This is a genomic window from Streptomyces sp. NEAU-174 (assembly GCF_052665095.1).
The window spans coordinates 615,797-640,846 of sequence record NZ_JBQTCE010000004.1 but is presented as its reverse complement, the minus strand read 5'-3'; the positions used below and the strand labels follow the sequence as shown (position 1 = coordinate 640,846).

Sequence of the window (25,050 nt, the reverse complement as noted above, 5' to 3'; positions counted from 1 at the left end):
TCGAATCCGCGCACCATACTGGAGCACATGCGCTACGCCGTCTGCCGGCAGCTTCCGCTGCCGCGCGCCCTCGTATCCGTCGCCGCCTCGTACCCGGACCGGGGCTGAGCGATGGGGGACACGGCGGACACGGCGAACACCCCTGCCGGGCCGGGGGAGTTGCGGCGGCGCCTCGGGGTCTTCGACGCGGTCGTGGTCGGCCTGGGGTCGATGATCGGCGCGGGCATCTTCGGGGCGCTGGGGCCCGCGGCGCGGGAGGCGGGGACGGGGCTGCTGCTCGGCCTGGTGGCCGCCGGAGTGGTGGCGTACTGCAACGCCACCTCCTCCGCGCGGCTGGCCGCCCGCTATCCGCGGTCCGGCGGCACCTATGTCTACGGCCGTGAGCGGCTGGGCGACTTCTGGGGGTATCTGGCCGGCTGGGGGTTCGTGGTCGGCAAGACCGCCTCCTGCGCGGCGATGGCCCTGACCGTCGGCTCCTATGTCTGGCCCGCCCAGGCGCACGCGGTCGCGGTGGCGGCCGTGGTGGCGCTGACGGCCGTCAACTATGTGGGCGTGCACAAGGCCGCCTGGCTGACCCGGGCGATCGTGGCCGTCGTGCTCGCGGTCCTGGCCGCCGTGGTCGTCGCCCTCCTCACCTCCGGGGAGGCGGACGCCGCACGGCTGGAGATCGGCGGCGACGCCACCTTCGGCGGGGTGCTGCGCGCGGGCGGTCTGCTGTTCTTCGCCTTCGCCGGCTACGCCCGTATCGCCACCCTCGGCGAGGAGGTCCGCGACCCGGCGCGGACCATCCCCCGCGCCATCCCCCTCGCGCTCGGCATCACCCTGGCCGTCTACGCGGCGGTCGCGGTCGCCGTGCTGACCGTGCTGGGCAGCGGCGGGCTGGGCGCGGCTGGCGCCCCGCTGGCCGACGCCGTGCGCGCCGCCGGGCTCCCGGGGCTGGCGCCGGTGGTGCGGGCGGGCGCCGCGGTGGCCGCGCTGGGGTCGCTGCTCGCGCTGATCCTGGGCGTCTCCCGGACCACCCTGGCCATGGCCCGCGACCGGCACCTTCCGCCCGCGCTGGCCGCGGTGCACCCCCGGTTCGCGGTGCCGCACCGCGCCGAACTGGCCGTGGGCGCGGTGGTGGCGGTCCTGGCGGCGACGGCGGATCTGCGCGGCGCGATCGGGTTCTCCTCGTTCGGGGTGCTGGCCTACTACGCCGTCGCCAACGCCTCCGCCTGGACCCTCACCCCGGCCGAGGGCCGCCCACCGCGGCTCGTGCCGGGGCTGGGCCTGGCCGGCTGTCTGCTGCTGGCCTTCGCGCTGCCCGTCTCCTCGGTGGTCTCCGGCGCGGCGGTGCTGGCCCTGGGCGCCGCGGCCTACGGGGTGCGGCGCGCGAGGGCCGCGTAGGCGATCTGCGCCACTTGAGGTGCGCCGGGCCGGGAAGCGTCCCTTACCGCCCCTTACCGCCGCTCTGAGCAGGTCATATGCCGGTTTGTGAGGAAGGCCACCCCGGGCGGATTCCGCGTCCTGGGGAGCCGTCTGTGAGCATGGGTCGTCGCTGACGTACGGCAACCCGTGTCAGCCGGGCCCCGGATACGGGCCCTCTCCCCTTCTGCCCCGTACCCGGAAACCGGCCCGACCTCGCCATGACCACCTCCCCGCCGCCTTTCATACCCAGGCCCCGCTCCCCGGAGCGCGGCACCCGCACCCCGTGGCGCAGTCTGCGCCACGGGGCCATGCGGTGGTGGTCGGCGGCGAACCTGGTGTCCAACGTCGGCACCTGGATGCAGTTGACCGTGCAGAACCTGCTGGTGCTGCACATCACCGGCTCCGCCGCCACCACCGGGCTCTCCCTCTCCGTGCAGGCCGCCCCCGGGCTGCTCATGGGGCTGCTCGGCGGAGCGGCGGTGGACGCGTGGCCGCGCAAGCTCACGGCGGCCGTCAGCCAGGCGGTGCTGGGCCTCGTCGCCTTCGTCACGGCCGCCCTGGTCGCGTTCGACCTGCTCAACGTGGTCTCGCTGATGGTGCTCGCCGCGGTGACCGGTCTCGTCGCCACCGTGGACGCGCCCGCCTGCGCGCTGCTCGGCAACGATCTGGTGCCGCCCGACGACGTCCCCTCGGCGATCGCCCTGGGCTCCGTCGTCAGCAGCGCCGGCCGGCTCATCGGCGTGGCCTGCGCGGGTGTCGCGGTGGGCACGCTCGGTACCGCGGCCGCCTACGCCGCCAACGGGCTGACGTTCCTGTGTGTCGCGGCCGTCATCCCCTTCCTGCGCCCCCACCCGGGCGCGGCCACCGCCGCGGCCCCGCCCACCGCGCGCCGGGACCGGTTCTCCGGTGCCGGCGCCCGCGACGGGCTGGGCTTCTTCGTGAAGCGGCCACGTCTGGTCGCCCTCACCGTGATCACGGCGGTGAGCGCCGTCTTCGGCCGGAACTACGGACTGACCCTGGCGGTCCTGGTCACCGGCCCGCTGGCCGGGAGTTCCGAGGACTTCGGGACCGTGGCCACCGTCCTGGCCGTGGGCGGGATCGCGGGCGCGGTCCTCGCGGGGCGGATGCAGCGGCCGTCGGTGCGGATGGTGGGCGCGCTCGCCGCCGCCGGGGCGCTGCTCCAGGCGCTGGCCGGGCTGTCGCCGGGGCTGATCACGCTGCTGGTGCTGGTGGCCCCGATGGCGGTGGCCGAGTCGGTCTCCGACACGGCCGGCACCACGGTGCTCCAGACCGACCCGCCGCCCGGGATGCGCGGCCGGGTGCTCGGCGTGTGGCGCACCGCGGAGACCGGCTGGGGCCTGGCCGGTCCGCCCCTGCTGGGCCTGCTCATGGAGTGGGCGGGGCCGCGCGGCGCCCTGGTGACCGGTGGGCTGATCATCGCGGCGGTCATCGGCGCGGGCACGCTGGTGCACGCCCGCCGCACCGCTTCCCGCCGCGCGCCCGCCACCGTCGTTCCCGTCGAGCCCGCCGCCGCGGAACGGGCTGCCGCGCCGGTGCCGCACGACGAAGACCTTTCGCCCATCGGCTGACCCGGTAGGGGGAGGGACGGGCGATGTGCCCTGATTGCTTCCTTTCGTCGCGGGTACTGGAGTGGGGCCCAACGCGAAGGAAGGGAGGGGTCATGGAGCGATCCGACTCCGTCGTCCCCGTCCGTACCTGGTCGCACGCCGTGGTCACCGGGGGAGCCGGATTCGTCGGTTCGCATCTGTGCGCGGCGCTTGTCGACCAGGGCACGGCCGTGACCTGTGTGGACGATTTCTGCACCGGAACCCCGGACAACGTGGCCCACCTGATGGACCGGCCCGGCTTCACCCTTCAGCATGCCGATGTCACCGAGCCGTTCGAGGTGAAGCGGCCCGCCGATCTCGTCCTGCACTTCGCGTCCCCCGCCTCCCCGGCCGACTATCTGCGGCTGCCGCTGCACACCCTGGAGACCGGCAGCCTCGGCACCCGCAACGCACTGGCCCTGGCCCGCCGCCACGAGGCGCGCTTCGTGCTGGCCTCCACCTCGGAGGCGTACGGCGACCCGCAGCAGCATCCGCAGAACGAGCGCTACTGGGGCAATGTCAACCCGGTCGGGCCGCGCAGCGTCTACGACGAGGCCAAGCGCTTCGGCGAGGCCCTGAGCTGCGCCGAGGCCGGGACGAACGGCACGGATGTCGGCATCGTGCGGCTGTTCAACACCTACGGGCCGCGGATGCGCGGACACGACGGACGGGCCGTGCCCACCTTCATCCGGCAGGCGCTGGCCGATGAGCCCCTCACGGTCACCGGCGACGGCAGCCAGACGCGCTCGCTCGCCTACATCGACGACACCGTGCGCGGCATCCTCGCCATGGCCGGATCCGACCTCCTCGGACCGGTCAACATCGGCAACGCGGACGAGATCACCATGCTGGACCTCGCCCACAAGATCATCGAACTGGCCGGTTCGCGCTCCGCCGTCGAGTTCATCGACCGCCCCACCGACGACCCCGCCGTCCGCTGCCCGGACATCACCCTGGCCCGCGGCAAGCTCCAGTGGGCACCGGTCGTCCCCGCCGAGCAGGGGCTGGCCCGCACCATCGACTGGTTCCGCCGCCAGGCCGCCTGACGGCCTCCCCCCAACCGCCTTCACGCCCCCTTCCGCCGCGGCCCCGGGCCGCCGAAAGGTCACGCCCATGCGCATCCTCGGCATCAACGCCCTCTTCCACGACCCGGCCGCCGCCCTGGTCGTCGACGGCCGTACCGTCGCCGCCGCCGAGGAGGAGCGGTTCTCCCGGCGCAAACACGGCAAACGGCCGGTGCCGTTCTCCGCCTGGGAGCTCCCGGAGAAGGCGGCGGCCTGGTGTCTGGAGCAGGCGGGGCTGCGCCCCGAGGACCTGGACGCCGTCGCCTACTCCTTCGACCCCGCCCTCGCCCGCCCCGCCGCGTCCATGGGCCTGGACGACCCCTGGGACCACCTGCGGCTCACCTACGCCCGCGAGGCCCCCGGCTTCCTGCGCACCGCCCTGCCCGGACTGGACCCCGACGCCGTGCGGTTCGTGCCCCACCACATGGCGCACGCCGCCTCCGGCGCGCTCGCCGCGCCCGGCGCCGACACCAGCTCCGTCCTCGTCCTCGACGGACGCGGCGAGGCCACCTCGCATCTCGCGGCGCGCCGCGTCGGCGACCGGCTGGAGCCGCTCCACGGCCAGGAACTGCCGCACTCCCTGGGGCTGGTCTACGAGGAACTCACCGAGCACCTGGGCTTCCTGCGCTCCAGCGACGAGTACAAGGTGATGGCCCTCGCCTCCTACGGCACCCCGCGGATGCTGGACGAGCTGCGGCGGTTTGTGTACGCCACCGGCGACGGCGGTTTCCACGCCACCGGGGTGCCCTGGCACGGGCTGTGCCCCCCGCTGCGCCCCGGCCAGGCGTGGTCGCAGCCGCACGCCGATCTCGCGGCGAGCGCCCAGGCGTGTCTGGAGGAGGTACTGCTGGACCTGGTGCGCTGGCTGCACGGACGCACCCATGACCGGGTGCTGACCCTGGCCGGGGGAGTGGCGCTGAACTGCGTGGCCAACTCCCGTATCGCCCGCGAGGGCCCGTTCGACCGGGTCTGGGTCCAGCCCGCCGCGGGGGACGCGGGCACCGCGCTCGGCGGCGCCCTGCGCTTGAGCGCACAGGGCGGCGACCGGCCCGAGCCGATGGCCGGGGCCGACCTCGGACGCCGCTGGTCGGACGCCGAGCTGGAGGCATGGCTGAAGACGGCCGCGGTGCCCTACGAGCGCCCGGCCGATGTGGCCGAGACGGTGGCCGAGGCGCTCGCGGACGACGCGATCGTCGCCTGGTTCCAGGGGCGCTCCGAGTACGGGCCCCGGGCGCTGGGCCACCGCTCGCTGCTGGCCCACCCCGGCCGCTCGGGAAACCTCGAGCGGCTCAACGACGTCAAGGGGCGGGAGCAGTTCCGGCCGGTCGCCCCGATGGTGCGCGCCGAGCGCGCGGCCGAGATCTTCGACGGCCCGCTGCCCAGCCCGTACATGCTCTTCGTGCACGAGGTCGCGCCGGAGTGGCGGGACCGCATCCCGGCCGTGGTGCACGTGGACGGCACGGCCCGCATCCAGACCGTCGACTCCGCCGGTGAACCGCTGGTGGCCCGCCTGCTGAGCGCGTTCGAACGCCGCACCGGGCTGCCGGTGGTCGTCAACACCAGCCTCAACACCTCGGGCCGGCCGATGGTCGACGATCCGCGTGACGCCCTGGAGTGCTTCGGCTCGGCCCCCGTCGACCTGCTGGCGATCGGGCCGTTCGTGATCCGCCGCGGCGCCTTCTTCGCGGGCGGCCGTCCGGACACGGCCGCGCCCGAGGGGGCCTGACGCCGGGGCTCGCAGATGAGCCGCACCGGCCCGTGCCCATCGCACATGACCCGCACCGACCCCCGCCATGGGAGGAGCCAGGTATGACGGACACCGGAGAGCGGACCGACGGACCCGAGTACGCCGTGGTCATCCCGACGCTGGGCCGCCCCAGTCTCTCCGTGACCCTGCGGGCGCTCGCCGACGCCAAGGGTCCCGCGCCCCGGCGGGTCGTCCTCGTCGACGACCGGCCGCTGGAGGACTGCACCCCGCTGCCCGCCGACATCCCCACCGAGCTCGCCCCCCTGGTGGAGATCGCGCCCGGCTGCGCCGCCGGGCCCGCCGCCGCGCGCAACATCGGCTGGCGGGCCGCCCCCGAGCCCTGGACGGTCTTCCTCGACGACGATGTGGTCCCCGGCCCCACCTGGGCGGACGACCTCGCCGCCGATCTGGCGGCGGCCGGTCCCGGCACCGGCGGGGTCCAGGCGCGGATCACCGTTCCGCTGCCGGAGGACCGCAGGCCCACCGACTGGGAGCGCACCACCGCGGGGCTGGCCTCCGCCCGCTGGATCACCGCCGACATGACCTACCGGAGGGCCGCGCTGGCCGCGGTGGGCGGCTTCGACGAGCGGTTTCCGCGCGCCTTCCGCGAGGACGCCGACCTGGCGCTGCGGGTCATGGCCGCCGGGTGGCGGCTGGAGCGGGGATCGCGGACCACGGTCCATCCGGTGCGCCCGGCGAACCGCTGGGTGTCGGTGCGCGCCCAGGCGGGGAACGCGGACGACGTGCTGATGGCCAAGGTCCACGGCCGCGGCTGGTGGGACCGGGCCGGCGCCCCGCGCGGCCGGCTGCCACGCCATCTGGCCATCGCGGCGGCCGGTGCCGCCGCCCTGACCGGCGCCCTGGCGGGCCGGCGGCGGGCGGCCGCGGCGGGCGCGGCGCTGTGGCTGGCCGGAACCGCCGAATTCGCCCTGGCCCGGATCCGGCCCGGCCCGCGCACCCCGGACGAGCTCGTCACGATGGCCGTGACCAGCGCCGTCATCCCGCCCGTGGCCACCGCGCACTGGCTGGCGGGGCTGGTGCGGCACCGCTCGGCCGCCGCGTCCGGGCGGTCGGCGGCCAGGCGCACCAGGACGCTCGGGCATGGGTAGCGCCTGGTCGCGTTTGGTGATGGAACGTCCGGGCTACTCAGTGCCCGTGTTCGCAACATCTGCCCCAAAGGCCCCATCTGTCACAGGAGGGGCGCCGTGGCTGTTCACCCCGGGTGACCGTCCCGCCCGCCCCCGCATGCCCGTCCGGCGGGGACTTCCGGGCGCTGTGCTCTTCGACCGGGACGGCACGCTGATCCAGGACGTCCCCTACAACGGCGACCCCGCCCGGGTGCGGCTCATGCCGCACGCCAGGGCCGCGGTCGACGCGGTACGGGAGTGGGGCGTCCCGGTCGGGGTGGTCACCAACCAGTCGGGCGTCGCCCGCGGTCTGCTCACCCCCGGCGCGGTCGAGGCCGTCCTGCGGCGGGTCGAGCAGTTGCTGGGACCCTTCGACATCTGGGCGGTGTGCCCCCATGTCCCCGCCGACCGCTGCGGGTGCCGCAAGCCCGCCCCCGGACTGATCCACGCCGCGTGCGCGGCGCTGGGCACCGATCCGCGCGGGGCCGTCGTCCTCGGCGACATCGGCGCGGACCTGGCGGCGGCCCGCGCGGCGGGTGCCCGAGGCGTCCTCGTCCCCAACGCGGTGACCCGCCCGGAGGAGATCGCGGACGCCGCACGGACCGCGCCGGACCTCCTGACGGCCGTACGGGGGCTGCCCGCCGGGGCGGGGGACGCCCCATGAGCGCCCGCGACACCGGTCCGCGCACCCTCGTCGTGCGGCTCGACAGCGCGGGAGACGTGCTGCTGGCCGGGCCCGCCGTACGGGCGGTGGCCGCCGGGTCGGCGTACACCGCGATGCTGTGCGGCCCGCTCGGCGAGCCCGCCGCCCGGATGCTGCCCGGCGTCGACGAGGTGCTGGTCCATGACGCGCCCTGGGTGGGCTTCGAGGCCCCGCCGGTGCGCCGCGAGCTCATCGACGCCCTCGTGGACTGCCTGGCCGCCCGCCGCTTCGACCGCGCGCTGATCCTCTCCTCGTACCACCAGAGCCCGCTGCCCGCCGCCCTGCTGCTGAAGCTGGCCGGAATCCCCTGGACCGCCGCCGACAGCGAGCACTACCCCGGCACCCTGCTGGACCTGCGCCACCGGCGCGCGCCCCACCGCCACGAGGCGCGGGCCGCGCTCGACCTGGCCGAGGCGTCGGGCTTCGCCCTCCCGCCCGGCGACGAGGGCGCACTGGCCCTGACCGCCCTGCCCGACACCGCCCCGCTGACCGGCACCGACCCCTATGTGGTGGTCCACCCCGGCGCCGCCGTGCCCGCCCGCGCCTGGAGCCCCGCGCGGGCCGCCCGGGCGGTGGCCGCGCTGGAGGAGGCCGGCCACCGAGTGGTGGTCACCGGCGGCCCGGCCGAGAAGGAGCTGACGGCCGACATCGCCGACGGCATCGCCCTCGACCTCGGCGGCCGCACCTCCTTCCCCGAACTGGCCGGAGTGCTCGCGGGCGCCGAGGTGGTGGTGACCGGAAACACCGGGCCCTCCCATCTGGCCGCCGCCGTCGGTACCCCGGTCGTCTGCCTCTTCGCGCCCGTCGTCCCCGCCGAGCGCTGGGCCCCCTACCGGGTGCCGCACCGGCTGCTGGGCCGCCAGGACGCGGCGTGCGCGGGCAGCCGCGCCCGGGTCTGCCCCGTGCCGGGCCACCCCTGCCTGGACTCCGTCACCGACGCCGAGGTGCTCGCCGCCGTGGCCGCGCTGTCCGAGCCGGACGTGGCCGCGCTGTCCGAGCCGGGCGGAGCCGATGTGGCCGCGTTGCCGGTGCCGGACGGAGCCGACGACGGCCGTAAGGAGCCCGATGACGACCGTAAGGAGCCCGACGACGACCGTAAGGAGCCCGAATGAACGTCCTCCTGTGGCATGTGCACGGCTCCTGGACCACGGCCTTCGTCCAGGGCCCGCACCGCTACCTGGTCCCCGTCCTCCCCGGCCGGGGCCCGGACGGACGCGGCCGGGCCCGCACCTACACCTGGCCCGACACGGTCACCGAGGTCACCCCGGAGGAGCTGCGGGACGCCCCCGTGGACCTGATCGTCCTCCAGCGGCCCCACGAGGCCGAGCTGGCGCGGCGCTGGCTCGGCGGCCGCCGCCCCGGGCGCGATGTGCCCGCCGTCTACCTGGAGCACAACGCGCCGGAGGGAGACGTCCCCGGCACCCGCCACCCCTGCGCCGACCGCGACGACCTCACCCTCGTCCACGTCACCCACTTCAACCGGCTCTTCTGGGACAGCGGCCGCGCCCCCGCCACCGTCATCGAGCACGGCATCGTCGACCCCGGCCACCGCTACACCGGGGAGCTGACCCGTGCCGCCGTCGTCGTCAACGAACCGATCCGGCGCGGCCGCCACACCGGCACCGATCTGCTGCCCGCCCTCAGCGACGCCGCCCCGCTGGACGTCTTCGGCATGGCGACCGAAGGACTCGCCGACCATCTCGGCCTGCCCCCCGACCGCTGCCGCGCCCACGACCTCCCCCAGGCCGAGCTGCACACCGCCATGGCGCGCCGCCGGGTGTATCTGCACCCCGTGCGCTGGACCTCGCTCGGGCTCTCCCTCCTGGAAGCCATGCACCTGGGTATGCCCGTGGTCGCCCTGGCCGCCACCGAGGCCGTCGAGGCGGTGCCGGCCGGGGCCGGAGTGCTCTCCACCCGCCCCGACGTCCTCGCCCGCGCGGTCCGCCGCTATCTGCGGGACCCCGACGCCGCCGCCGAGGACGGGGCACGGGCCCGCCGGGCGGCACTCGACGCCTACGGACTCAAACGCTTCCTGGACGACTGGGAGCGGCTGATGGAGGAGGTGACCCGATGACTCCGCGCCACGGACCGCCCGAGCACCTGGACATCGCACTCGTCTCGGAGCACGCCAGCCCGCTCGCCGTGCTCGGAGGGGTGGACGCCGGCGGCCAGAACGTCCATGTCGCCCGGCTCGCCGCGGCCCTCGCCGACCGCGGCCACCGCGTCCGCGTCTACACCCGCCGCGACGCCCCCCACCTGCCCGTGACCGTCCGCCCGCACCCGGGCGTCGAGGTCCGGCACGTCCCCGCGGGCCCCGCCCGGCCGCTGCCCAAGGACGACCTCCTGCCCTACATGCGGCGGTTCGGCGCGTACCTGGAACGCGAATGGCGGGGCGCGCCACCCGATCTGGTCCACTCCCACTTCTGGATGTCCGGCGTCGCCTCGCTCCAGGCCACCCGCGCCCTCGGACTGCCGCTCGCGCACACCTACCACGCGCTGGGCACCGTCAAGCGGCGCCACCAGAAGGACGCCGACACCAGCCCCGCCGACCGCGTCCCCTGGGAGACGGCCATCGGGGAGGGCTGCGACCGGATCGTGGCCACCTGCCGCGACGAGGCCGGCGAACTGGCCGCCATGGGGCTGGACCCCGAGCGGATCACCGTCGTGCCCTGCGGAGTCGACCCGCGGCTGTTCACCCCCGCCGGGCCCGCCGCGCCCCGCCCGGCCCGCCGGGCCCTGCTCGCCCAGATCGGACGGCTCGTACCGCGCAAGGGGGCCGCCGTCTCCATCGCCGCGCTCACCCTGCTGCCGGACGCCGAACTCGTCATCGCCGGAGGGCCGCCGTCCGCCCAGCTGAGCGATGACCCCGAGGCGCGGCGGCTGCGGCGGCTCGCCGACCGCCTCGGCGTCGCCGACCGGGTCCGGCTCACCGGCGGACTGCCGCCGGAGCGGATGCCCGAACTGCTGCGCGCCGCCGACCTCGTGCTGTGCCCCGCCGACTACGAGCCCTTCGGGATCGTCCCCCTGGAGGCCATGAGCTGCGGAACGCCCGTCGTCGCCTCCGCCGTCGGCGGACAGCGCGACACCGTCGCCGACCCCGGCACCGGCCGGCTCGTCCCGCCCCGCGACCCGGTCGCCCTCGCCGAGGCCGCCGCCGCGCTCCTCGCCCGCCCGGCGGCGCGCGCGGCCTGCGGCGAGGCGGGCCGCCGGCGGGTGCTGACCCGCTACAGCTGGAACCGGGTGGCCGCCGCCACCGAGGCCGCGTACCACGACGTCCTGACCCCGCACCCGGCACCCGTCACGGAGGCGGCATGAGCACCCGCGATCGCCCCCAGCCCGGCCCCCTGCCCTGGGAAGCGGGGGTGGCGGACACCGGCTCCCGCGCCCGTCGTCCGTCCCCGTCCGGATACGGGCCCGCGGGGGCGGACACCGCCGACCGGCTGCGCGCCGCCCACGCCCACTGCCAGTCGCTCCAGGACGCGCTGGTGGCACTGCGCGACCACGGTCTGGAACAGGTGGCCGAGTGGGGCCGCCACCTCGCCGCCAGCCTCCCCGTCGGCGGCCGCCTGCTGGCCGCGGGCAACGGCGGCAGCGCCGCCCAGGCCCAGCACCTCACCGCCGAACTCGTCGGGCGCTACCAGCGGGAACGGTCGGCGTACTCGGCCATCGCCCTGCACGCCGACACCTCCGCCGTCACCGCCATCGGAAACGACTACGGCTTCGAGGAGCTGTACGCCCGTCAGGTGGCCGCGCACGGCAGGCCCGGCGATGTGCTGATGCTGATGTCCACCTCCGGCCGCAGCCCCAACCTGCTGGCCGCCGCCGACACCGGCCGGGCCGCCGGACTGTCCGTGTGGGCCATGACCGGCCCCCGGCCCAACCCGCTGGCCCTCCGCGCCGACGACGCCCTGTGCATCGGCTCCGGCTCCACCGCCACCGTCCAGGAGGCTCATCTGGTCGCCCTGCATCTGCTGTGCGAGACCTTCGACCACGAGATCGGGGCGGTGGAGGGAGCGGTGTCCGTGGACGGGGTGGTGACACCGCATCCGTCCTCATGAGGGCCGTATCCGTCCTCATGAGGGCATCCATCCCCCGATCGGAGGTGAGAGCATGACCGCCGCCGCCCCGCGACCGCTCGTCGTCGTCGGAGACGTCCTGCTGGACCAGGACATCGACGGCGAGGCCACCCGCCTGGCGCCGGACGCACCGGCACCCGTCGTCGATGTGGACGTGGACCGAAGCCGCCCCGGGGGAGCGGGACTCGCCGCCATGCTCGCCGCGCGCCAAGGCCGTGAGGTCGTCCTGGTCACGGCGCTGGGCGACGACACCGCGAGCCAGACCGTACGGAACGCGCTGACCCCGGGCGTGCGGCTGGTGGAGCTGCCGCTGGACGGCACTCTTCCGGTCAAGACCCGTATCCGCGCCGGGGGCCGCCCGCTGGTCCGGGTCGATCGCGGCGGCGGCACCCCCGGGAACCCCGGCCCGGACGCCCTCGCCGCGCTCCGGGACGCCCGCGCCGTCCTGGTGGCCGACTACGGCCGCGGCACGGCCGCCGCGCTGCGGCGGCAACTGGGCGCCGCGGCCCGCCGGGTGCCCCTGGTCTGGGATCCGCATCCACGCGGTGAGCAGCCCGTGCCCGGCGCACGGCTCGCCACACCCAGCGCCGCCGAGGCCCGCGCCCTGCTCGGCTCGGCCCGCCACGCCCTGTCCGGCGACGCCGACTCGCTGCACGCGCACGGCGGCCGGGGCGCCCGCCTCGCCGAGCGCTGGCGGGCCGCGGCGGTCGCCGTGACCCTCGGCGAACTCGGCGCGGTGCTGGCCCTCCCGCACCGGGAGAACCCCATGTACGTGCCCGCGCCCCACCTGGCCCAGGGCGACCCCTGCGGTGCCGGTGACTGCTTCGCCGCCACCGCGGCCGGGGCGCTGGCCGACGGGGCGCTCCCGGAGGAGGCGGTGCAGCTCGCCGTCGCCGAGGCGGCCGAGTTCGTCACGGCGGGCGGCGCCGGGAACCCCGCCCTCTGGGATCTCCCGGGTGGCCCCGGGCCCCACCCCACCGAGTTCCGGCGCCCCGCCGACGCCCATTCCCTGGCCGAGGCCGTCCGCGCCCGCGGCGGTACGGTCGTCGCCACCGGCGGCTGCTTCGACCTGCTGCACGCCGGCCACGTCGGGCTGCTACAGAACGCCCGCCGCATCGGCGACTGCCTCATCGTCTGCGTCAACTCCGACGCCTCCGTGGGCCGCCTCAAGGGGCCCGGCAGGCCCATCAACCCGGTGGCCGACCGGATCCGCGTCCTGTCCGGACTCGGCTGTGTGGACGCCGTCGCCGTCTTCGACGAGGACACCCCCGAACCCTTGCTGCGGCAGTTGCGCCCCGATGTCTGGGTCAAGGGCGGCGACTACAGCGCGGACGCCCTGCCCGAGACGGCCGTACTGCGCGACTGGGGCGGCCGGGCCCTCGTCCTGCCCTACCTGGACGGCCGCTCCACCACCGAACTGGCCCGCCGAGCCGCCCTGGGTCCCCACATCTCCACCCAGCCGCCCGCCACGTCACCCCTCCACCCCCGCCGATGACCGGCCGCCCTGCCGCCGACGGCCCCGGCAGCCCTGACCATCCCGCGTCCGAGAGCCCCGGTCGCCGTGCCGCCGACCGCCCGCGGCTGGTGGTCCTGCGGGCCCTCGGGCTCGGCGATCTGCTCACCGCCGTGCCCGCCCTGCGCGCGCTGCGGCGGGCCCATCCCGGCCATGAACTGCTGCTCGTCGCGCCCGCCCGGCAGGCTCACGCCGCCGTCGCCACGGGAGCCGTCGACCGGGTGATCCCCGCCTCGGCCCCCGGCCGGGCCGTCCCCGGCCGGATCGACTGGAGCGGGCCGCCGCCCGATGTCGCGGTGGACCTCCATGGCAACGGCCCGGCCAGCCACCGCCCGCTGTCCCGGCTGCGCCCGGCCCGGCTGCTGGCCTACGCCCACCCCCCGGAGCGGACCGCCGGGCCCCCGTGGCGCGAGGACGAGCACGAGCGGGACCGCTGGTGCCGTCTGCTCTCCTGGTACGGCATCCCCGCCGATCCCCGGGACCTGCGCATCCGCGCACCCGAGCGCCCCTCGCCCGCGCCGGGCGCCGTGGTGATCCACCCCGGTGCGGACGCGGCGGCGCGCCGGTGGCCGGCCGCGCGGTTCGCGGCCGTGGGCGCCGCGCTGCGCGCCGCCGGCCACCGGATCGTGATCACCGCCGGCGCCGGGGAGGCCGGTCTGGCCCATGACGTGGCGCGGCGCGCCGGGCTGCCCGGGTCGGCCGTGCTGGGCGGCGACACCGACCCGCCGTTCGCCGAACTGGCCGCGCTGGTGGGCCAGGCGCGTGCGGTGATCGTCGGCGACACCGGTCTGGCGCATCTGGCGACCGCCGTGGGCACACCGTCCGTCGTCCTCTTCGGCCCGGTGGCCCCCAGGCTGTGGGGCCCGCCGCCCGGCCCGTCGCACCGGGCGCTCTGGCACCCGGACGACGACGCCGCCCGCCCGGGCGACGCCCACGGAAACATCCCGGACGAGCGGCTGTTGCGGATCACGGTGTCAGAGGTTTTGGAGGCCCTCACCCGGCTCCCCGGCCCCGCGCGGCTCGCGCTCACCGGCGCCGGAGGCTGACCCGCACCCAACTACCGGCTACCCCGTCCCAACCACTGGCTACGAGCCCACCACCGGCTCCGTCCACGCGCCCGTAAGGCGTTCACCGGTGGCGGGCGAGGCCGGGCACCCGGGCCCCTGCGGTCACCCCACATAGCGCCGGGCCGTGGACACCCGCTGGGTCTCGTCCAGCAGGCGCAGCCCTCGCTCGACCCGGTTCGGTACCACGGCCCGGCGGGCGAGTGTGCCGGGCAGACCCGCCAGGGCCTGGGCGAAGGCGTGCAGGCTGGCCCGGTCGCGGGGGACCGCGCGGGCCAGGAAGAGGGTGCGGCGGGCGGCGGAGGCGAGGGGGCGGCGCTGCCAGGTGAACCACAGGGTGTTCCGCAGACCGCGCACCCGCCGGGCCGTGGCGTCGCGGGCGTCCGACGGCGCGTGGTGGATGACCGGCCCGGGCGCGAAAACCAGCCACCAGCCGAGGGCCGCGAGATCGGCGGCGAGCAGTTCCTCCTCGCCGCCGAGCCACAGCCGGGGCGAAAACCCGCCCACCGAACGGAAGGCGGCGGTGCGCACGCAGGTCGCGGCGGCGAGGACGGAGCCCAGCGCCGGGCCCGGCAGCCACCGTGGGCCCGGCACCGGCGAGGAGCGCAGCTCCGCCACGATGGGGTCCTCGGTGCCCTCGGGCTCCACGAGGATCCGGGCCGTCACCGACGCCAGCCCCGGATGGCGGTCCAGCAGGTCCGCGGCCGCCGCCAAGGACCCCGGCGCCCACCAGGAGTCGTCGTCGCAGAAGGCGACGTAGGGCGTCAGCACCTGCCGTACGGCCACGTTCCGGCCCACGGCGCCGAGGTTGCGGCCGGGGCGCAACAGCGTCACCCGCGGATGGAGCCGGGCCACCGCCTCGGCGGTGCCGTCCGTGGACCCGTTGTCGGTGACGATCACGGGCGGCCGCTCGGGCAGTTCGGCCAGCCGGTCCAGGGTGTGCAGCAGTTCGTCCCGCCGGTCGCGGGTGATGATGACGACCGTCGTACGGCCGTCGGCGTTCCCTCCGCCCTGGTCCCGGTCCTGGTCCTGGCTCTGGTCGTCCTGGTCATCGGTCATGGGTGACGGCCTGCCTCTCCTCCCGTCGGGGTTCGTCGTCCATCCGCTGCCCGTCCACGCGCCGGGCCGCCTCCTCGACCCACGGCGGCAGCGGCCGGCGCTGCCACAGCGCGGCCGGCAGCCGGGCGAGCAGACCGCCCAGTGCGGCCCGCGCGACCGGGTCCCGCCCGGCCTCGGTGAGCAGCCCGGCGGTGCGCCGGGCGGCGAGCGGCAGCGGGCGGCGCAGCCAGCAGCCGATCAGCTCGTTGCGCCGCATCACGGCGGTGCGGCCCGTGCGCGGTGCGGGGGCCGGATGGTGGTGGGCGACCACCTCGGGGCAGTACGAGACGCCCCAGCCCATCGCGGCGAGGTCGTAGGCGAGCAGCGTCTCCTCGCCGCCGAAGAAGATCAGCGGATGGAAGCCGCCCGCCTCCAGGAAGGCGTCGCGGCGCACCACGGCCCCGCAGGCGAGGAAGCCGAACACCTCCGGGCCGGGAAGGTCCTCGGCCCGCCCCACGGGGGAGGCGGCCAGCATGGCGTTGAGCGGATCGGGCCGCTCCGCCGGGCCGACCCGCACCTGGGCCGCCAACAGCCCCAGCCGCGCATGGGCGTTCAGCAGGGTGGCCGCCCGTGCCAGGGCGCCTGGCCGCCACCAGGAGTCGTCGTCGCTGAAGGCCACATAGGGCGTGCCGATGGCGCGTACGCCGTCGTTGCGTGCGAGCGCGCCGCGGTTGGCCCTGTGCGCCAGGACGCGAACCTGGGGAAAGCGCTCGGCGACCATGGCCCGGGTGTGGTCCGTCGAGCCGTTGTCCACGACCAGGACCGGTGGCCGCTCCGGCAGGGCGGTGAGGTGTTCCAGGGCGGTGGCGAGTCTCTCGGCGCGGTCGCGGGTGGCGAGGACCACGCCGACGGCGGGGCCCGGCGCGTTCATGGCCCTCAGGTACCCGGCGCCCCGGCCGCTATGCGGTACGCCGACCCGCGGCTCTTATGCGATGCGCACCCGGCCGTCCATACCGGCGCGCCGCCGTCAAGAGTGATGTATGTCATGTTCGACACCGTCGTTCCGTGGGTACGGTGCTGACAGCTATCGCGCAAGAGGAGCGGCTCGTTTGTCCCTGGACCTGTCATCCGTCATAGCGGCGACCACGCAGTGGCTGATCAGGGCCTATCCGGCGGCCGACGGCGCGATGAACGCCGCGCTCGCAGAGGCGCAGGCGCGACAGGCCGTGACCGTCGCCACGTGGCTGCGCTACCCGACCACCACCGACGCCGCCCTGGTGACCATGGCCGGACCGGGCGGTTCCTACCGGCTGGACTGGCTCGTGGACGCGGAGCCGTACGAGATCCGCGGGCCCGACGGCGTCTGGCGCACCTGGGTGGACGAGGTCGTGGCGAGCTGGGCGGCGGCCCTGCTCACCTGCTCCACCCTGGCGTCCGAGGCCGTGGCGGCGCTCGCCGACTGTGAGCACGCCGCCGGGGCCCCGCGGGAGTTCCGGCGGCTCACCGACCCCGACGCGCACGACTGGCAGGCCGCGCCGCTGATGCGTCATCCGGACCTGATGGCGTGCGTGGTGGAGCTGCACCGTCCCCAGCTGCTGGAACGTCTGCGGCGGCTGCCCAGCGACGACCAGACACCCACCAGCGCGGCCTGACGGCGCCAGTCCACCGCGGGCGGCCGTGCACGACGCCAGTCCACCGCGGGCGGCCGTCACTGCGCCTGGAGCACGCCTTGCGCGTTCACCGTCACACGCTCGCCACGGGGGCAGTGGACCACCTCGGACGGGAAGTCCGGGTCCCTGGTCTCCGCCAGGAACGCGGAGAGCGGGGAGCTGAAGGCGGCGTAGTCGTCGTAGTGCACCGGCAGCACCCGCTCCGGCCGTACGGCCTTGACCAGACCGGCCCCCTGGAGCGCGTCCATGGTCACGATCAGCCCGCCCGGAAGCCGGGTGCCGCCCAGGTGGACCACCGCCAGATGCACCTCCGGGTAGCGCCGGGCGATCTCGTGGATGCCCGGGAACATCAGCGTGTCGCCGGTGATGTAGACCCGCAGCCGTGGCGGCTCCCCGGGCGCGCCGAAGTCCAGCAGGCTCCCCATCACCGGTGGCAGCAGCCGCTGCCACCGGCCGGGGGCGTGTCGGCCGGGCAGCGCGGTGATCCGGACCTGGCTGCGGTCGTTCACCAGGACGTGATCGTGCCAGGTGGGCAGCCCGGTCGCGCGGCTGAACCCATGGACGCCCTGAAGCCGCCGGGAGGCGTGCGGGGTGGTGATGATGGGCAGCGAGCGGTCCAGCCGCCGGCGCGCCACCCGGTCCCAGTGGTCGCCGTGCAGATGCGAGAGCACCACGGCGTCCAGGTCGGACGGGATCTCCGAGTCGGTCAGGGCGGGCTCGGTCAGCCGCCGGGACATCAGCCCCTTGCCCAGATAGGCGTACTGGCCCCGGTGCAGGAAGTTGGGGTCGGTGAGCAGCGTCAGCGTGCCGTAGCGGATGAGGAGCGTGGCATTGCCGACGAAGAGGAGCTCGGCGGCGCCGTCCGGGGGAGGAGCGGGAGGGGCTACGTTCCGGCCAGGAGCGGGAGGCGTCATGTGCCGACCACCGCCTCCCGCGGTTCCGTCCGGCCGGGGCTGAACATCGTGGTGGCCGCGGTCTCGTGCAGCGACGCCAGCGTCGCGCGCTGCCGCCGCGCCCGGTCCAGCAGCTCGGTGAGCCGATCGGGGTCCAGCCGGGGGTCCTCGCCGGCCGCGGCCAGCAGCGAGTGCCACAGCAGCGCCTTGCCCTCCACGCCGATCCGCAGCGACTCCAGCTCGAGGACCGTGCTGAGCCCGGAGCGCCGCCGCAGCCGACCGTTGGGCTTCAGCCGCCCGGCCTTCTCGCCCAGCCAGCCCCCGTAGACCTTGTAGCGGCGGACGGGCACCTCGAGGTCGGCCATGACGGTCAGGAGCGCCTGGCGGTCCTCCATGATCTGCACGGCGAGGTCCTCCAGGTCGCCGCCGAAGGGCGCCTGGCGGTGCTCCCGGGCCGTGCGGCGGGCCAGCTGCATTCCGGCCGTCGCCCCGGCCAGGTGGTCGTTGAGGTAGATGCCGAGGATGCGGGGGGATGTCGATGACCTGGGCTCGCTCATGATCGTCCTTTGGGATTCGGCACGGTCGTATCGGGCCACGCGCCCCACGGAGTGCCCAGCTCCGGTCGCCTCAACCAGCCCCAGACCCCTCCTCGCGGCACTCCGGAGCCACCCGCCGCCGGTAGTGCGGGCACCGGGTGAGGTCGTCGTGCTCACAGCCGAGGGCGCATTCGACGAGCGCCAGCGAGTCCCGCGCGGCGGCGATGCGGGAGCGGAGCGTCTCGGCCTCGCGCCGCAGGATGTCCCGGCGGTCGGCCGGCTCGGTGGCGGCGGTCAGGGCGCGGATGGTGTCCAGGCCGAGCCCGGCTTCCTTGGCGCGCAGGATGACGGCCACCCTGACGAGGTCGGCCTCGCCGTAACGGCGGCGCCCGGCGCTGTCGCGCGCGGGGCACAGCAGTCCCACGGTCTCCCAGTGCCGCAGCCATCGTGCGCGCCCGCGCAAGCCTCGTCCCCTCGCCCCGCGCCACACGCGGCCAGCGCGGTCTGCTGCTGGACGCCGGGCTGGGCGACGTCACGACGGAGGCGTACACCACTGTTCTGACCGGGCCCGAGACGCTGCCGTTGCTCACCGGCCTGGCCGAGGCCGCGTGCGCGGCCGGTGCGATCACCCGGGACCAGGCCGGGGCGTGGTGTGCCGAACAGCGCGAACGCGCCCGCGCCGACCGGCTCCTCCTCGCCGTACCCCTGTTCCTGGCGGCCGGAACAGCACGGTGAAAGGGCCGATGAGCACGGCCCGGAAGCCGGCCGCTCAGGCCCCCACGGCCCCGTCCACGCCCTCGCGCAGGAAGTCCGCGTGCCCGTTGTGGCGGCCGTACTCCAGCAGCACATGCACCAGCACCATCCGCAGCGACACCTCCTCGCCCCACCGGGGCTGGTGGCCCGCCAGGTCGAGCGAGTCCGCCTCCCGTTCGATCCGGCGGGAGGTCGCGACCTCCGCCTCCCAGGCCGCGAACGCCTCGGCTCCGGTCGCCTCGCTCACGTCGTACGCCGCCTGGAAGTCGATCGTCGGGGACCAGACCATCGGCGCGTCGTTGTCCTCGAACACCCTCCGGAACCAGGCCCGTTCCACCTCGGCCAGGTGCCGCACCAGGCCCAGCAGCGTCAGCGTCGAGGGCGGCATCGACCGTTGCCGCAGTTCCTCGTCCGTCAGCCCCTCGCACTTCATGGCGAGCGTCGCCCGCTGGTAGTCGAGGAAGGCGCGCAGGGTTTCGCGTTCGTCGCCGAAGTGGGGTGGTTCCGGGCGGCTGTCGGCGGTCATGGTCGGTCGTCCTCCTCGACGGCTGGGCGGGTCCCTGAGCGGTGCCGCTCGGCCTCATAGGACCACGGCCGCATGGACCCGGCCGCACCGGGGCCATGGCCGAAGCGCCGAGAAGGAACCCCGGCCCGGGGCCGCCCCGGGCCGGGGGAGGTGGTCAGTCCTCGTCCTCCTCGTCCTCGAAGGCGTCGCCGATCTCGTCGACGACCTCCGCGGCGACCATTCCGCCGACGACGCCGACCGCGACACCCGCCGCGACGCCTCCGACGACCGCCGCGGTGCTCGGGCCGGAGCGCCGCCCGCCGTCGTGGTGCCCGTCGTGGCTGTAACCGTGCCCGGCATGCTCACCGTGGCCGTACGAGCCATGGGCGCCGTACGAGCCATGGGCGTCGTAAGAGTCGTGCGAGCCGTAAGAGCCATAGGTGGCGCGCCGCTCGACGAGCCGGCTGATCCAGGCGTCGACCTCGGCGTTCCAGTCACGGTGCTCGACGCCCTCATGGCCGACGGTGAAGAGCGTGAGGGCGTCCTCCCCCGAGGAGAAGAGCCCGCCGCGCTTGTCGGCCTCCAGGACGACGTCCATGCCGCCCGGGTTCGCCAGGAACGTCACCTCCAACTCGTTGATGGCGTGGGCGTACTGGGGGGCCGGGCTGAGCTCGATCTCCTGGTAGAACGGCAGCCGCTGCCCGGTGCCGCCCACATGGCCCAGCTCCAGATCGGCGGACTTGAAGCCGAAGCCGAGCTGCCCCAGCGCCTCCAGAACGGCCTCCTGGACCGGCAGCGGGGCCACGGTCAGCTGGTCGAGGTCGCCCTTGTCCTTCGCGCCCGCGACCTCCATCCCGGTGCGGACGCCGAGGATGATGCCCAGCGGCTGCCCGTACAGCTCGGTGATCGGCGTCTCCCAGGGGAGGCTGGCGGTGAACGGGAGGCTGCGGTGCTCGCCCTCGGCGAGCCGGAATCCGCCGCCGACGGTGAAGCGGTCGAAGAGTACGACCCCCTCCCGCTCCTCGTCGCCGTGCTCGTCCTCCACCCGGGCCACGAGCTCCAGCGTGATCTGCTCGATCTCGAAGTCCGCCGTGCCGCCCCGGAGATGGACCTGACCGGTCAGCGGGCCGCCGGGGTGTACCGGGCCGGGGTCCAGCACCGTGTCCACGGTGGGTCCGCCGACACCGAGCGAGCCGAGCAGTCGTTTGAACACCATCGGGGCGTCCACTCCTTCAATGTGCGTACTGTCGCGTATGCGCAGGGGCTTCTACATGCATGTAGAAGCATAGAGGTGCGTGCCGAGCCGAGGCGGCCCATCCGGGCGCGTTGACGGCGGAAGGCCGAAAATGATCACTCGCGGCGCGCCACGGGATTCCCTTCGGGCGAGGCGTCGTCGCCGCGCAAGGTACCGGCCACCGTGTCCGCGAAGGCCCGGGCCAGCGGCGGGAGCGCGTCCCAGCGGCGTGCCGCCCAGCCGACCGGCAGCGGCGGCAGCGCGGGGATCGGGACGAGCCGCAGCGGCCCGTCGTCCCCGGGCACCGGCAGCCCCGGCAGGGCGGGCACCACGGCGCGCCCCAGGCCGAGTTCGGCCAGCAGCAGGGCCGTGTCCCAGTCGGCGACGCCGGTGCCGGAACCGGCCCGTACGCCCAGCTCGGCCAGGGCCGCGTGGAGCTGCCCGCCGGAGGTGGAGTTCGGCGGCAGCCGTACGAGGGGTATCTCGGCGAGGTCGGACACCTCCACCCGCGACCGGTCCGCGAGCGGATCCCCGGCCCGCAGGGCGAGCACCCACGGCAGCTCGGCCACCGGCCGCTGCTCGACACCGCGCACCGGCCCGCCGAGGGTGATCCAGGCCAGATCCAGCTGGCCGGCGATGAGCGCGTCGAGACAGCCCCGGCTCGAACTCTCGGTCTGGAACTCCAGGTTCACCTTCGGATAGCGGCGGCGGAACGCGACGATCGCCTCGGCCATGAAGTGCCGCACGGTGGTGCTGCCGGTGGTGATCCGCACCGAACCGCTCTCCCCGTGCACCAGGTCCCCCAGCCGCCGCAGCGCCAGATCGAGCCCGGCGATCCCGTCGGCGGCGGCCTCGCGCAGAATGCGTCCCGCCGGAGTGGGCACGACCCCGCGTGCCTGGCGCTCCAGCAGGCTGACGCCGGTCTCGCGCTCCAGTCGCTTCACCCGCTGGCTCACCGCCGACTGTGTGCAGGTCAGCTCCCGGGCCACGGCGCTGAGGCTGCCGGCCCGGCACACGGCCACGAACACCCGTAGATCGTCCAGAGTCATAACCTCCAAGGTAGAGCTTGGAGTTGGCGAGCAATCCCCAGGATTGACTGGGGTGGCGGGTGGTCGCGACGATCGTCGCAGGGCTCAGGCGGCAACCCGTACGGCGCCGGCACGAGGATCCGGACCGGGTGGGGGCGCGGTGCGGGTGCCGACCTGCCAAGCACCGAAAGGACACGACCTGTGCCTGCCGCTCCCCCTCCCGCCGCCGCCGACCGGGCCGTCACCCTTCTGCGCCGCCTCGGCGCCGCGCGCATCGCCCACCCCGGTGGCAGCACCCTCCTGGCCCACCTCCAGCGCGTACGCGCCCGGCTCGCCGCCTGGGGAGCCCGCCCCGAGCTCCAACTCGCCGGGCTGTGCCACGCGTTCTACGGCACCGACGGCTTCCCCGTCACCCTGCTGCCCCTCGGCCGCCGCGGCGAACTCGTGGCGGTGATCGGCGCGGAGGCCGAAGCCATCGTGTACCTCTACGCGAGCTGCGACCGGAAGGCCACCTGCCCGGCACTCGGGGACCCCGGCGCGCTCTTCCACGACCGCTTCACCGGCCGTGCGCACACCCCCGAGCCCCGGCTGCTCCGGGACTTCGCCGAGCTGTCGGCCGCCAATGAGCTCGACCTCGCCCGCTTCGACCCCGCCCTGCGCCGGCGGCGCGGCCCCGAACTCCTCGCCCTGTTCACCCGCTGCCGCCCGCTGCTCAGCCGCCCGGCCTGGCTGGACGGCCATGCGCTCCTCGCGCCGTCCCCGCTCGCGCGCGACTGACGTGCCTGCTCAGCGGGTGCTGCCCGCGGGCGCGGGTATGATATCGCCGGAAGCGCGGGACCGCAAAACGGCGCGCCGCACCATTCACCTTTTCGGCTCGTTCTCGTCGTTGGCGCACATCAGCCGGGATTTTGTGATCAAGAATTGCCGGAAGCGTTCGCGCACGGTAATAGCTTGGTCAACTTCATGGAGAGAAAGAAACGATCTAGGAATTCCCCGTGAAGGAGATGACCGGATCAACGCCTTGACCGGAATCACGCCGAGCACCGAAACTCAAACCGCACTCACGCATCAGGAGCCGCAAGCGACGTTCCGAACCCTGCGATACCGGTTTCGCGGGGGCGTGCGACCGGGGGAAGTACAGGGAGAAATTGTGTGCGCGGCGGGAAATCCGTGCGCGTGATCTTCACTTCCCCTCCTCATCTCTTGATGCGCTGAAGAGAATGGAGGGGGAATGCCGACGCCCGCGGGCTATCCCGGTGTCTACATCGAAGAGCTTCCCAGCAGCGTCCGTACCATCGCCTCGGTCACCACCTCGGTGACCGCTTTCGTGGGCCACACCCGGCGCGGCCCGCTGAACACCCCGGTCCGCATCACCAGCTTCGCCGACTTCGAGCGCCGTTTCGGGGGCCTCACCTCGCAGAGCGCGGTCGGCTACGCGGTGCACCAGTTCTTCGGCAACGGCGGCACCGTGGCGGTCGTCGTCCGCGTGACCAAGGCCGGGACCGGCAAGGCCGCTTGCGTCACCCTCGAATCCACCGAGGGCCACAGCGCATGCCCCGTGCTGGAGGTGCACGCCAAGGAGCCCGGCCACTGGGGCTCCGGCCTGCGGCTGGCCGTCGACTACGACACCCCGTGCCCGGAGGAGACCTTCAACCTCCATGTGCTCGATGCCCGGGGCACCTCCCGCGAGTCCTTCGCCAACCTGTCCATGGACCCCGCCCACGGCCGCCACGCCGAGACCGTGATCAACGCCGGGTCGGCGCTGATCCGGGTCAAGGCGGTCGGCGAGGGCCGGCCGGACCCCTCCGGCACGGTCTCCAAGCCGTTCGCGGAGGAACTCCCCGATCTCGAGGTCGAGCTGACGGTCAAGATCGGCGAGGTGGAGCGCGCGTTCACCCTCTACGACCCGGACTGCGACGGCGAGGCTCCGTGCGACGTCACCGAGCTGGCCCTGCTCCTTGAGCGCAAGCTGCGCGCGCTGCCCGACGCCCCCGGCAAGCACGCCTTCGCGGGTACCGAGGTCACCGCGTTCGGCCGCCGCCTCCAGGTCGTCGCCGGCTCCATCGACCCCGACGACGTGGTGCGCTTCCTGGGCGAATGCGCCAATGACCTGGGCCTGGAGGCATCGGTCAACCCGCCCGTCTTCCCGCTGTCCGGCGGCGAGGACGGCGCCCCGCCCGGCCCCCGCGACCTCATCGGCAGCGAGGCGGCCAAGACCGGCCTCCAGGCGCTGCGCGACATCGAGGACGTCAACCTGCTGTCGCTGCCCGAGCTCGCCGGATACGAGTCCGTGGGCGACATGGTCACCGTGCTCTCGGCGGCCGACCGGCTGTGCCGCGAGCGGCGGATCTTCCTGCTGGTCGACGCGCCCTCGGCCTGGGGCAGCGTGGACGCGGCCCGCGCCGGGATCGGCGCCTTCGAGCCGGTCCGCAGCGACCACGCCGCGCTGTACTTCCCGCAACTGCGGCTCACCGACCCGCTCACCGGGCGGCTGCGCGCCTTCCCGCCCTCCGGGGCGCTCGCGGGCGTCATGGCCCGTACGGACGGCGAGCGCGGCGTGTGGAAGGCCCCGGCCGGGACCGAGGCCCGGCTGGCCGGGGTGTACTCACTCGCCGTCCAGCTGACCGACCGGGAGAACGGGCTGCTCAACCCGCTGGGCATCAACTGCCTGCGCACGTTCCCGGTGGTGGGCCCGCTGGTCTGGGGCGCCCGCACGCTGCGCGGCGCCGACGCGCTCGACAGCGAATGGAAGTACGTCCCGGTACGGCGGCTGGCGCTGCATATCGAGGAGAGCCTGCGCCGCGGACTGCAATGGGTCGTTTTCGAACCCAATACCGAGCAGTTGTGGCAGCAGATCCGGCTGAACGCTTCCGGCTATCTCCACACGCTGTTCGAGAAGGGCGCGTTCAAGGGCGGCACTCCGCGGCAGGCGTACTTCGTCAAGTGCGACAAGGACACCACGACGGACGAGGACATCGCCAACGGCATCGTGAATGTGGTGGTCGGTATTGCGCCGGTCAAGCCCGCGGAGTTCGTGATCGTCAAGATCCAGCAGATGGCCGGACAGTTCGAGATTTAGGAATGT

24 protein-coding genes are annotated in these 25,050 nt (G+C 74.9%); 16 read left to right on the top strand and 8 right to left on the bottom strand.

All coding sequences use genetic code 11. The features are described 5' to 3' along the window. Positions 1-111: 111 nt before the first annotated feature. The 12 genes from ACT2CW_RS15205 (at position 112) to ACT2CW_RS15150 (ending at position 14,290) form a co-directional block, all read left to right on the top strand. Positions 112-1,386: an APC family permease gene (locus ACT2CW_RS15205; RefSeq protein WP_445516946.1), complete on the top strand. Its 1,275-nt coding sequence runs from the start codon at positions 112-114 to the stop codon at positions 1,384-1,386. A 239-nt stretch (positions 1,387-1,625) separates the two neighbouring features. After that, a complete protein-coding gene (locus tag ACT2CW_RS15200; RefSeq protein WP_445516945.1) occupies positions 1,626-2,996 on the top strand; it encodes an MFS transporter in 1,371 nt (456 codons plus the stop codon). 92 nt (positions 2,997-3,088) lie between these two features. Then, positions 3,089-4,060, top strand: coding sequence for an NAD-dependent epimerase/dehydratase family protein (locus ACT2CW_RS15195; RefSeq protein WP_164431508.1), 972 nt, complete (start codon positions 3,089-3,091; stop codon positions 4,058-4,060). A 67-nt stretch (positions 4,061-4,127) separates the two neighbouring features. Beyond that, complete coding sequence (locus ACT2CW_RS15190; RefSeq protein WP_445516944.1) at positions 4,128-5,804, top strand: carbamoyltransferase family protein; 1,677 nt, start codon at positions 4,128-4,130, stop codon at positions 5,802-5,804. A gap of 83 nt (positions 5,805-5,887) precedes the next feature. Next, entirely contained in the window at positions 5,888-6,934 is a 1,047-nt protein-coding gene (locus tag ACT2CW_RS15185) for a glycosyltransferase family 2 protein (protein WP_445516943.1), read from the top strand. A 166-nt stretch (positions 6,935-7,100) separates the two neighbouring features. After that, complete coding sequence (locus ACT2CW_RS15180) at positions 7,101-7,616, top strand: D-glycero-alpha-D-manno-heptose-1,7-bisphosphate 7-phosphatase (protein ID WP_445516942.1); 516 nt, start codon at positions 7,101-7,103, stop codon at positions 7,614-7,616. Then, positions 7,613-8,767 (top strand): glycosyltransferase family 9 protein, encoded by a 1,155-nt coding sequence (locus ACT2CW_RS15175; RefSeq protein WP_445516941.1) that lies wholly within the window; start codon positions 7,613-7,615, stop codon positions 8,765-8,767. Before ACT2CW_RS15180 ends, ACT2CW_RS15175 begins: the two co-directional genes overlap by 4 nt. Further along, positions 8,764-9,729 carry a glycosyltransferase gene (locus ACT2CW_RS15170; protein WP_445516940.1) on the top strand — a complete coding sequence of 322 codons (966 nt, stop codon included), beginning with the start codon at positions 8,764-8,766 and terminating at the stop codon, positions 9,727-9,729. Before ACT2CW_RS15175 ends, ACT2CW_RS15170 begins: the two co-directional genes overlap by 4 nt. Further along, a complete protein-coding gene (locus ACT2CW_RS15165) occupies positions 9,726-10,970 on the top strand; it encodes a glycosyltransferase (RefSeq protein WP_445516939.1) in 1,245 nt (414 codons plus the stop codon). The genes ACT2CW_RS15170 and ACT2CW_RS15165 overlap by 4 nt, the downstream gene beginning before the upstream one ends. Further along, positions 10,967-11,713 carry a D-sedoheptulose-7-phosphate isomerase gene (locus ACT2CW_RS15160; RefSeq protein ID WP_445516938.1) on the top strand — a complete coding sequence of 249 codons (747 nt, stop codon included), beginning with the start codon at positions 10,967-10,969 and terminating at the stop codon, positions 11,711-11,713. Before ACT2CW_RS15165 ends, ACT2CW_RS15160 begins: the two co-directional genes overlap by 4 nt. A 52-nt stretch (positions 11,714-11,765) precedes the next feature. After that, a complete protein-coding gene (rfaE2, locus tag ACT2CW_RS15155; RefSeq protein WP_445516937.1) occupies positions 11,766-13,226 on the top strand; it encodes a D-glycero-beta-D-manno-heptose 1-phosphate adenylyltransferase in 1,461 nt (486 codons plus the stop codon). Beyond that, positions 13,223-14,290 carry a glycosyltransferase family 9 protein gene (locus ACT2CW_RS15150; protein WP_445516936.1) on the top strand — a complete coding sequence of 356 codons (1,068 nt, stop codon included), beginning with the start codon at positions 13,223-13,225 and terminating at the stop codon, positions 14,288-14,290. Before rfaE2 ends, ACT2CW_RS15150 begins: the two co-directional genes overlap by 4 nt. Before the next feature lie 123 nt (positions 14,291-14,413). Here the strand turns inward: ACT2CW_RS15150 and ACT2CW_RS15145 are convergent, their stop codons facing one another. Then, positions 14,414-15,367, bottom strand: coding sequence for a glycosyltransferase family 2 protein (locus ACT2CW_RS15145; protein WP_445516935.1), 954 nt, complete (start codon positions 15,365-15,367; stop codon positions 14,414-14,416). Then, positions 15,357-16,277, bottom strand: a complete 921-nt coding sequence (locus ACT2CW_RS15140) for a glycosyltransferase family 2 protein (protein ID WP_445516934.1) — start codon at positions 16,275-16,277, stop codon at positions 15,357-15,359. The genes ACT2CW_RS15145 and ACT2CW_RS15140 overlap by 11 nt, the downstream gene beginning before the upstream one ends. Before the next feature lie 178 nt (positions 16,278-16,455). Here ACT2CW_RS15140 and ACT2CW_RS15135 point away from each other — a divergent pair, with 178 nt between their 5' ends. Beyond that, positions 16,456-16,998, top strand: coding sequence for a hypothetical protein (locus ACT2CW_RS15135; RefSeq protein WP_138912554.1), 543 nt, complete (start codon positions 16,456-16,458; stop codon positions 16,996-16,998). Positions 16,999-17,054: 56 nt separating this feature from the next. Here the strand turns inward: ACT2CW_RS15135 and ACT2CW_RS15130 are convergent, their stop codons facing one another. From ACT2CW_RS15130 to ACT2CW_RS15120, 3 genes are all read right to left on the bottom strand, one after another. After that, positions 17,055-17,930, bottom strand: coding sequence for an MBL fold metallo-hydrolase (locus ACT2CW_RS15130; RefSeq protein ID WP_445516933.1), 876 nt, complete (start codon positions 17,928-17,930; stop codon positions 17,055-17,057). Then, positions 17,927-18,466, bottom strand: coding sequence for a hypothetical protein (locus ACT2CW_RS15125; protein ID WP_445516932.1), 540 nt, complete (start codon positions 18,464-18,466; stop codon positions 17,927-17,929). Before ACT2CW_RS15125 ends, ACT2CW_RS15130 begins: the two co-directional genes overlap by 4 nt. Before the next feature lie 70 nt (positions 18,467-18,536). After that, positions 18,537-18,908, bottom strand: coding sequence for a MerR family transcriptional regulator (locus tag ACT2CW_RS15120; RefSeq protein ID WP_445516931.1), 372 nt, complete (start codon positions 18,906-18,908; stop codon positions 18,537-18,539). On the opposite strand from ACT2CW_RS15120, the gene ACT2CW_RS15115 reads away from it, so the two are divergent. Further along, complete coding sequence (locus ACT2CW_RS15115) at positions 18,893-19,180, top strand: hypothetical protein (RefSeq protein ID WP_445516930.1); 288 nt, start codon at positions 18,893-18,895, stop codon at positions 19,178-19,180. The genes ACT2CW_RS15120 and ACT2CW_RS15115 overlap by 16 nt on opposite strands. A 34-nt stretch (positions 19,181-19,214) precedes the next feature. Here ACT2CW_RS15115 and ACT2CW_RS15110 read toward each other — a convergent pair whose 3' ends face one another. From ACT2CW_RS15110 to ACT2CW_RS15100, 3 genes are all read right to left on the bottom strand, one after another. Next, positions 19,215-19,724 (bottom strand): DinB family protein, encoded by a 510-nt coding sequence (locus ACT2CW_RS15110; protein WP_445516929.1) that lies wholly within the window; start codon positions 19,722-19,724, stop codon positions 19,215-19,217. A gap of 154 nt (positions 19,725-19,878) precedes the next feature. Then, positions 19,879-20,919, bottom strand: a complete 1,041-nt coding sequence (locus ACT2CW_RS15105; RefSeq protein ID WP_445516928.1) for a sporulation protein — start codon at positions 20,917-20,919, stop codon at positions 19,879-19,881. Positions 20,920-21,053: 134 nt separating this feature from the next. Continuing rightward, a complete protein-coding gene (locus ACT2CW_RS15100; RefSeq protein WP_445516927.1) occupies positions 21,054-21,986 on the bottom strand; it encodes a LysR family transcriptional regulator in 933 nt (310 codons plus the stop codon). Between the two features lie 180 nt (positions 21,987-22,166). Between ACT2CW_RS15100 and ACT2CW_RS15095 the strand changes: the two genes are divergently transcribed. Continuing rightward, the gene (locus tag ACT2CW_RS15095; protein WP_182473942.1) at positions 22,167-22,742 is read left to right on the top strand and encodes a DUF6817 domain-containing protein; all 576 of its coding nucleotides are present in this window, start codon (positions 22,167-22,169) and stop codon (positions 22,740-22,742) included. 454 nt (positions 22,743-23,196) lie between these two features. After that, positions 23,197-25,044 (top strand): phage tail sheath family protein, encoded by a 1,848-nt coding sequence (locus tag ACT2CW_RS15090; RefSeq protein ID WP_164437136.1) that lies wholly within the window; start codon positions 23,197-23,199, stop codon positions 25,042-25,044. Positions 25,045-25,050: the final 6 nt, after the last annotated feature.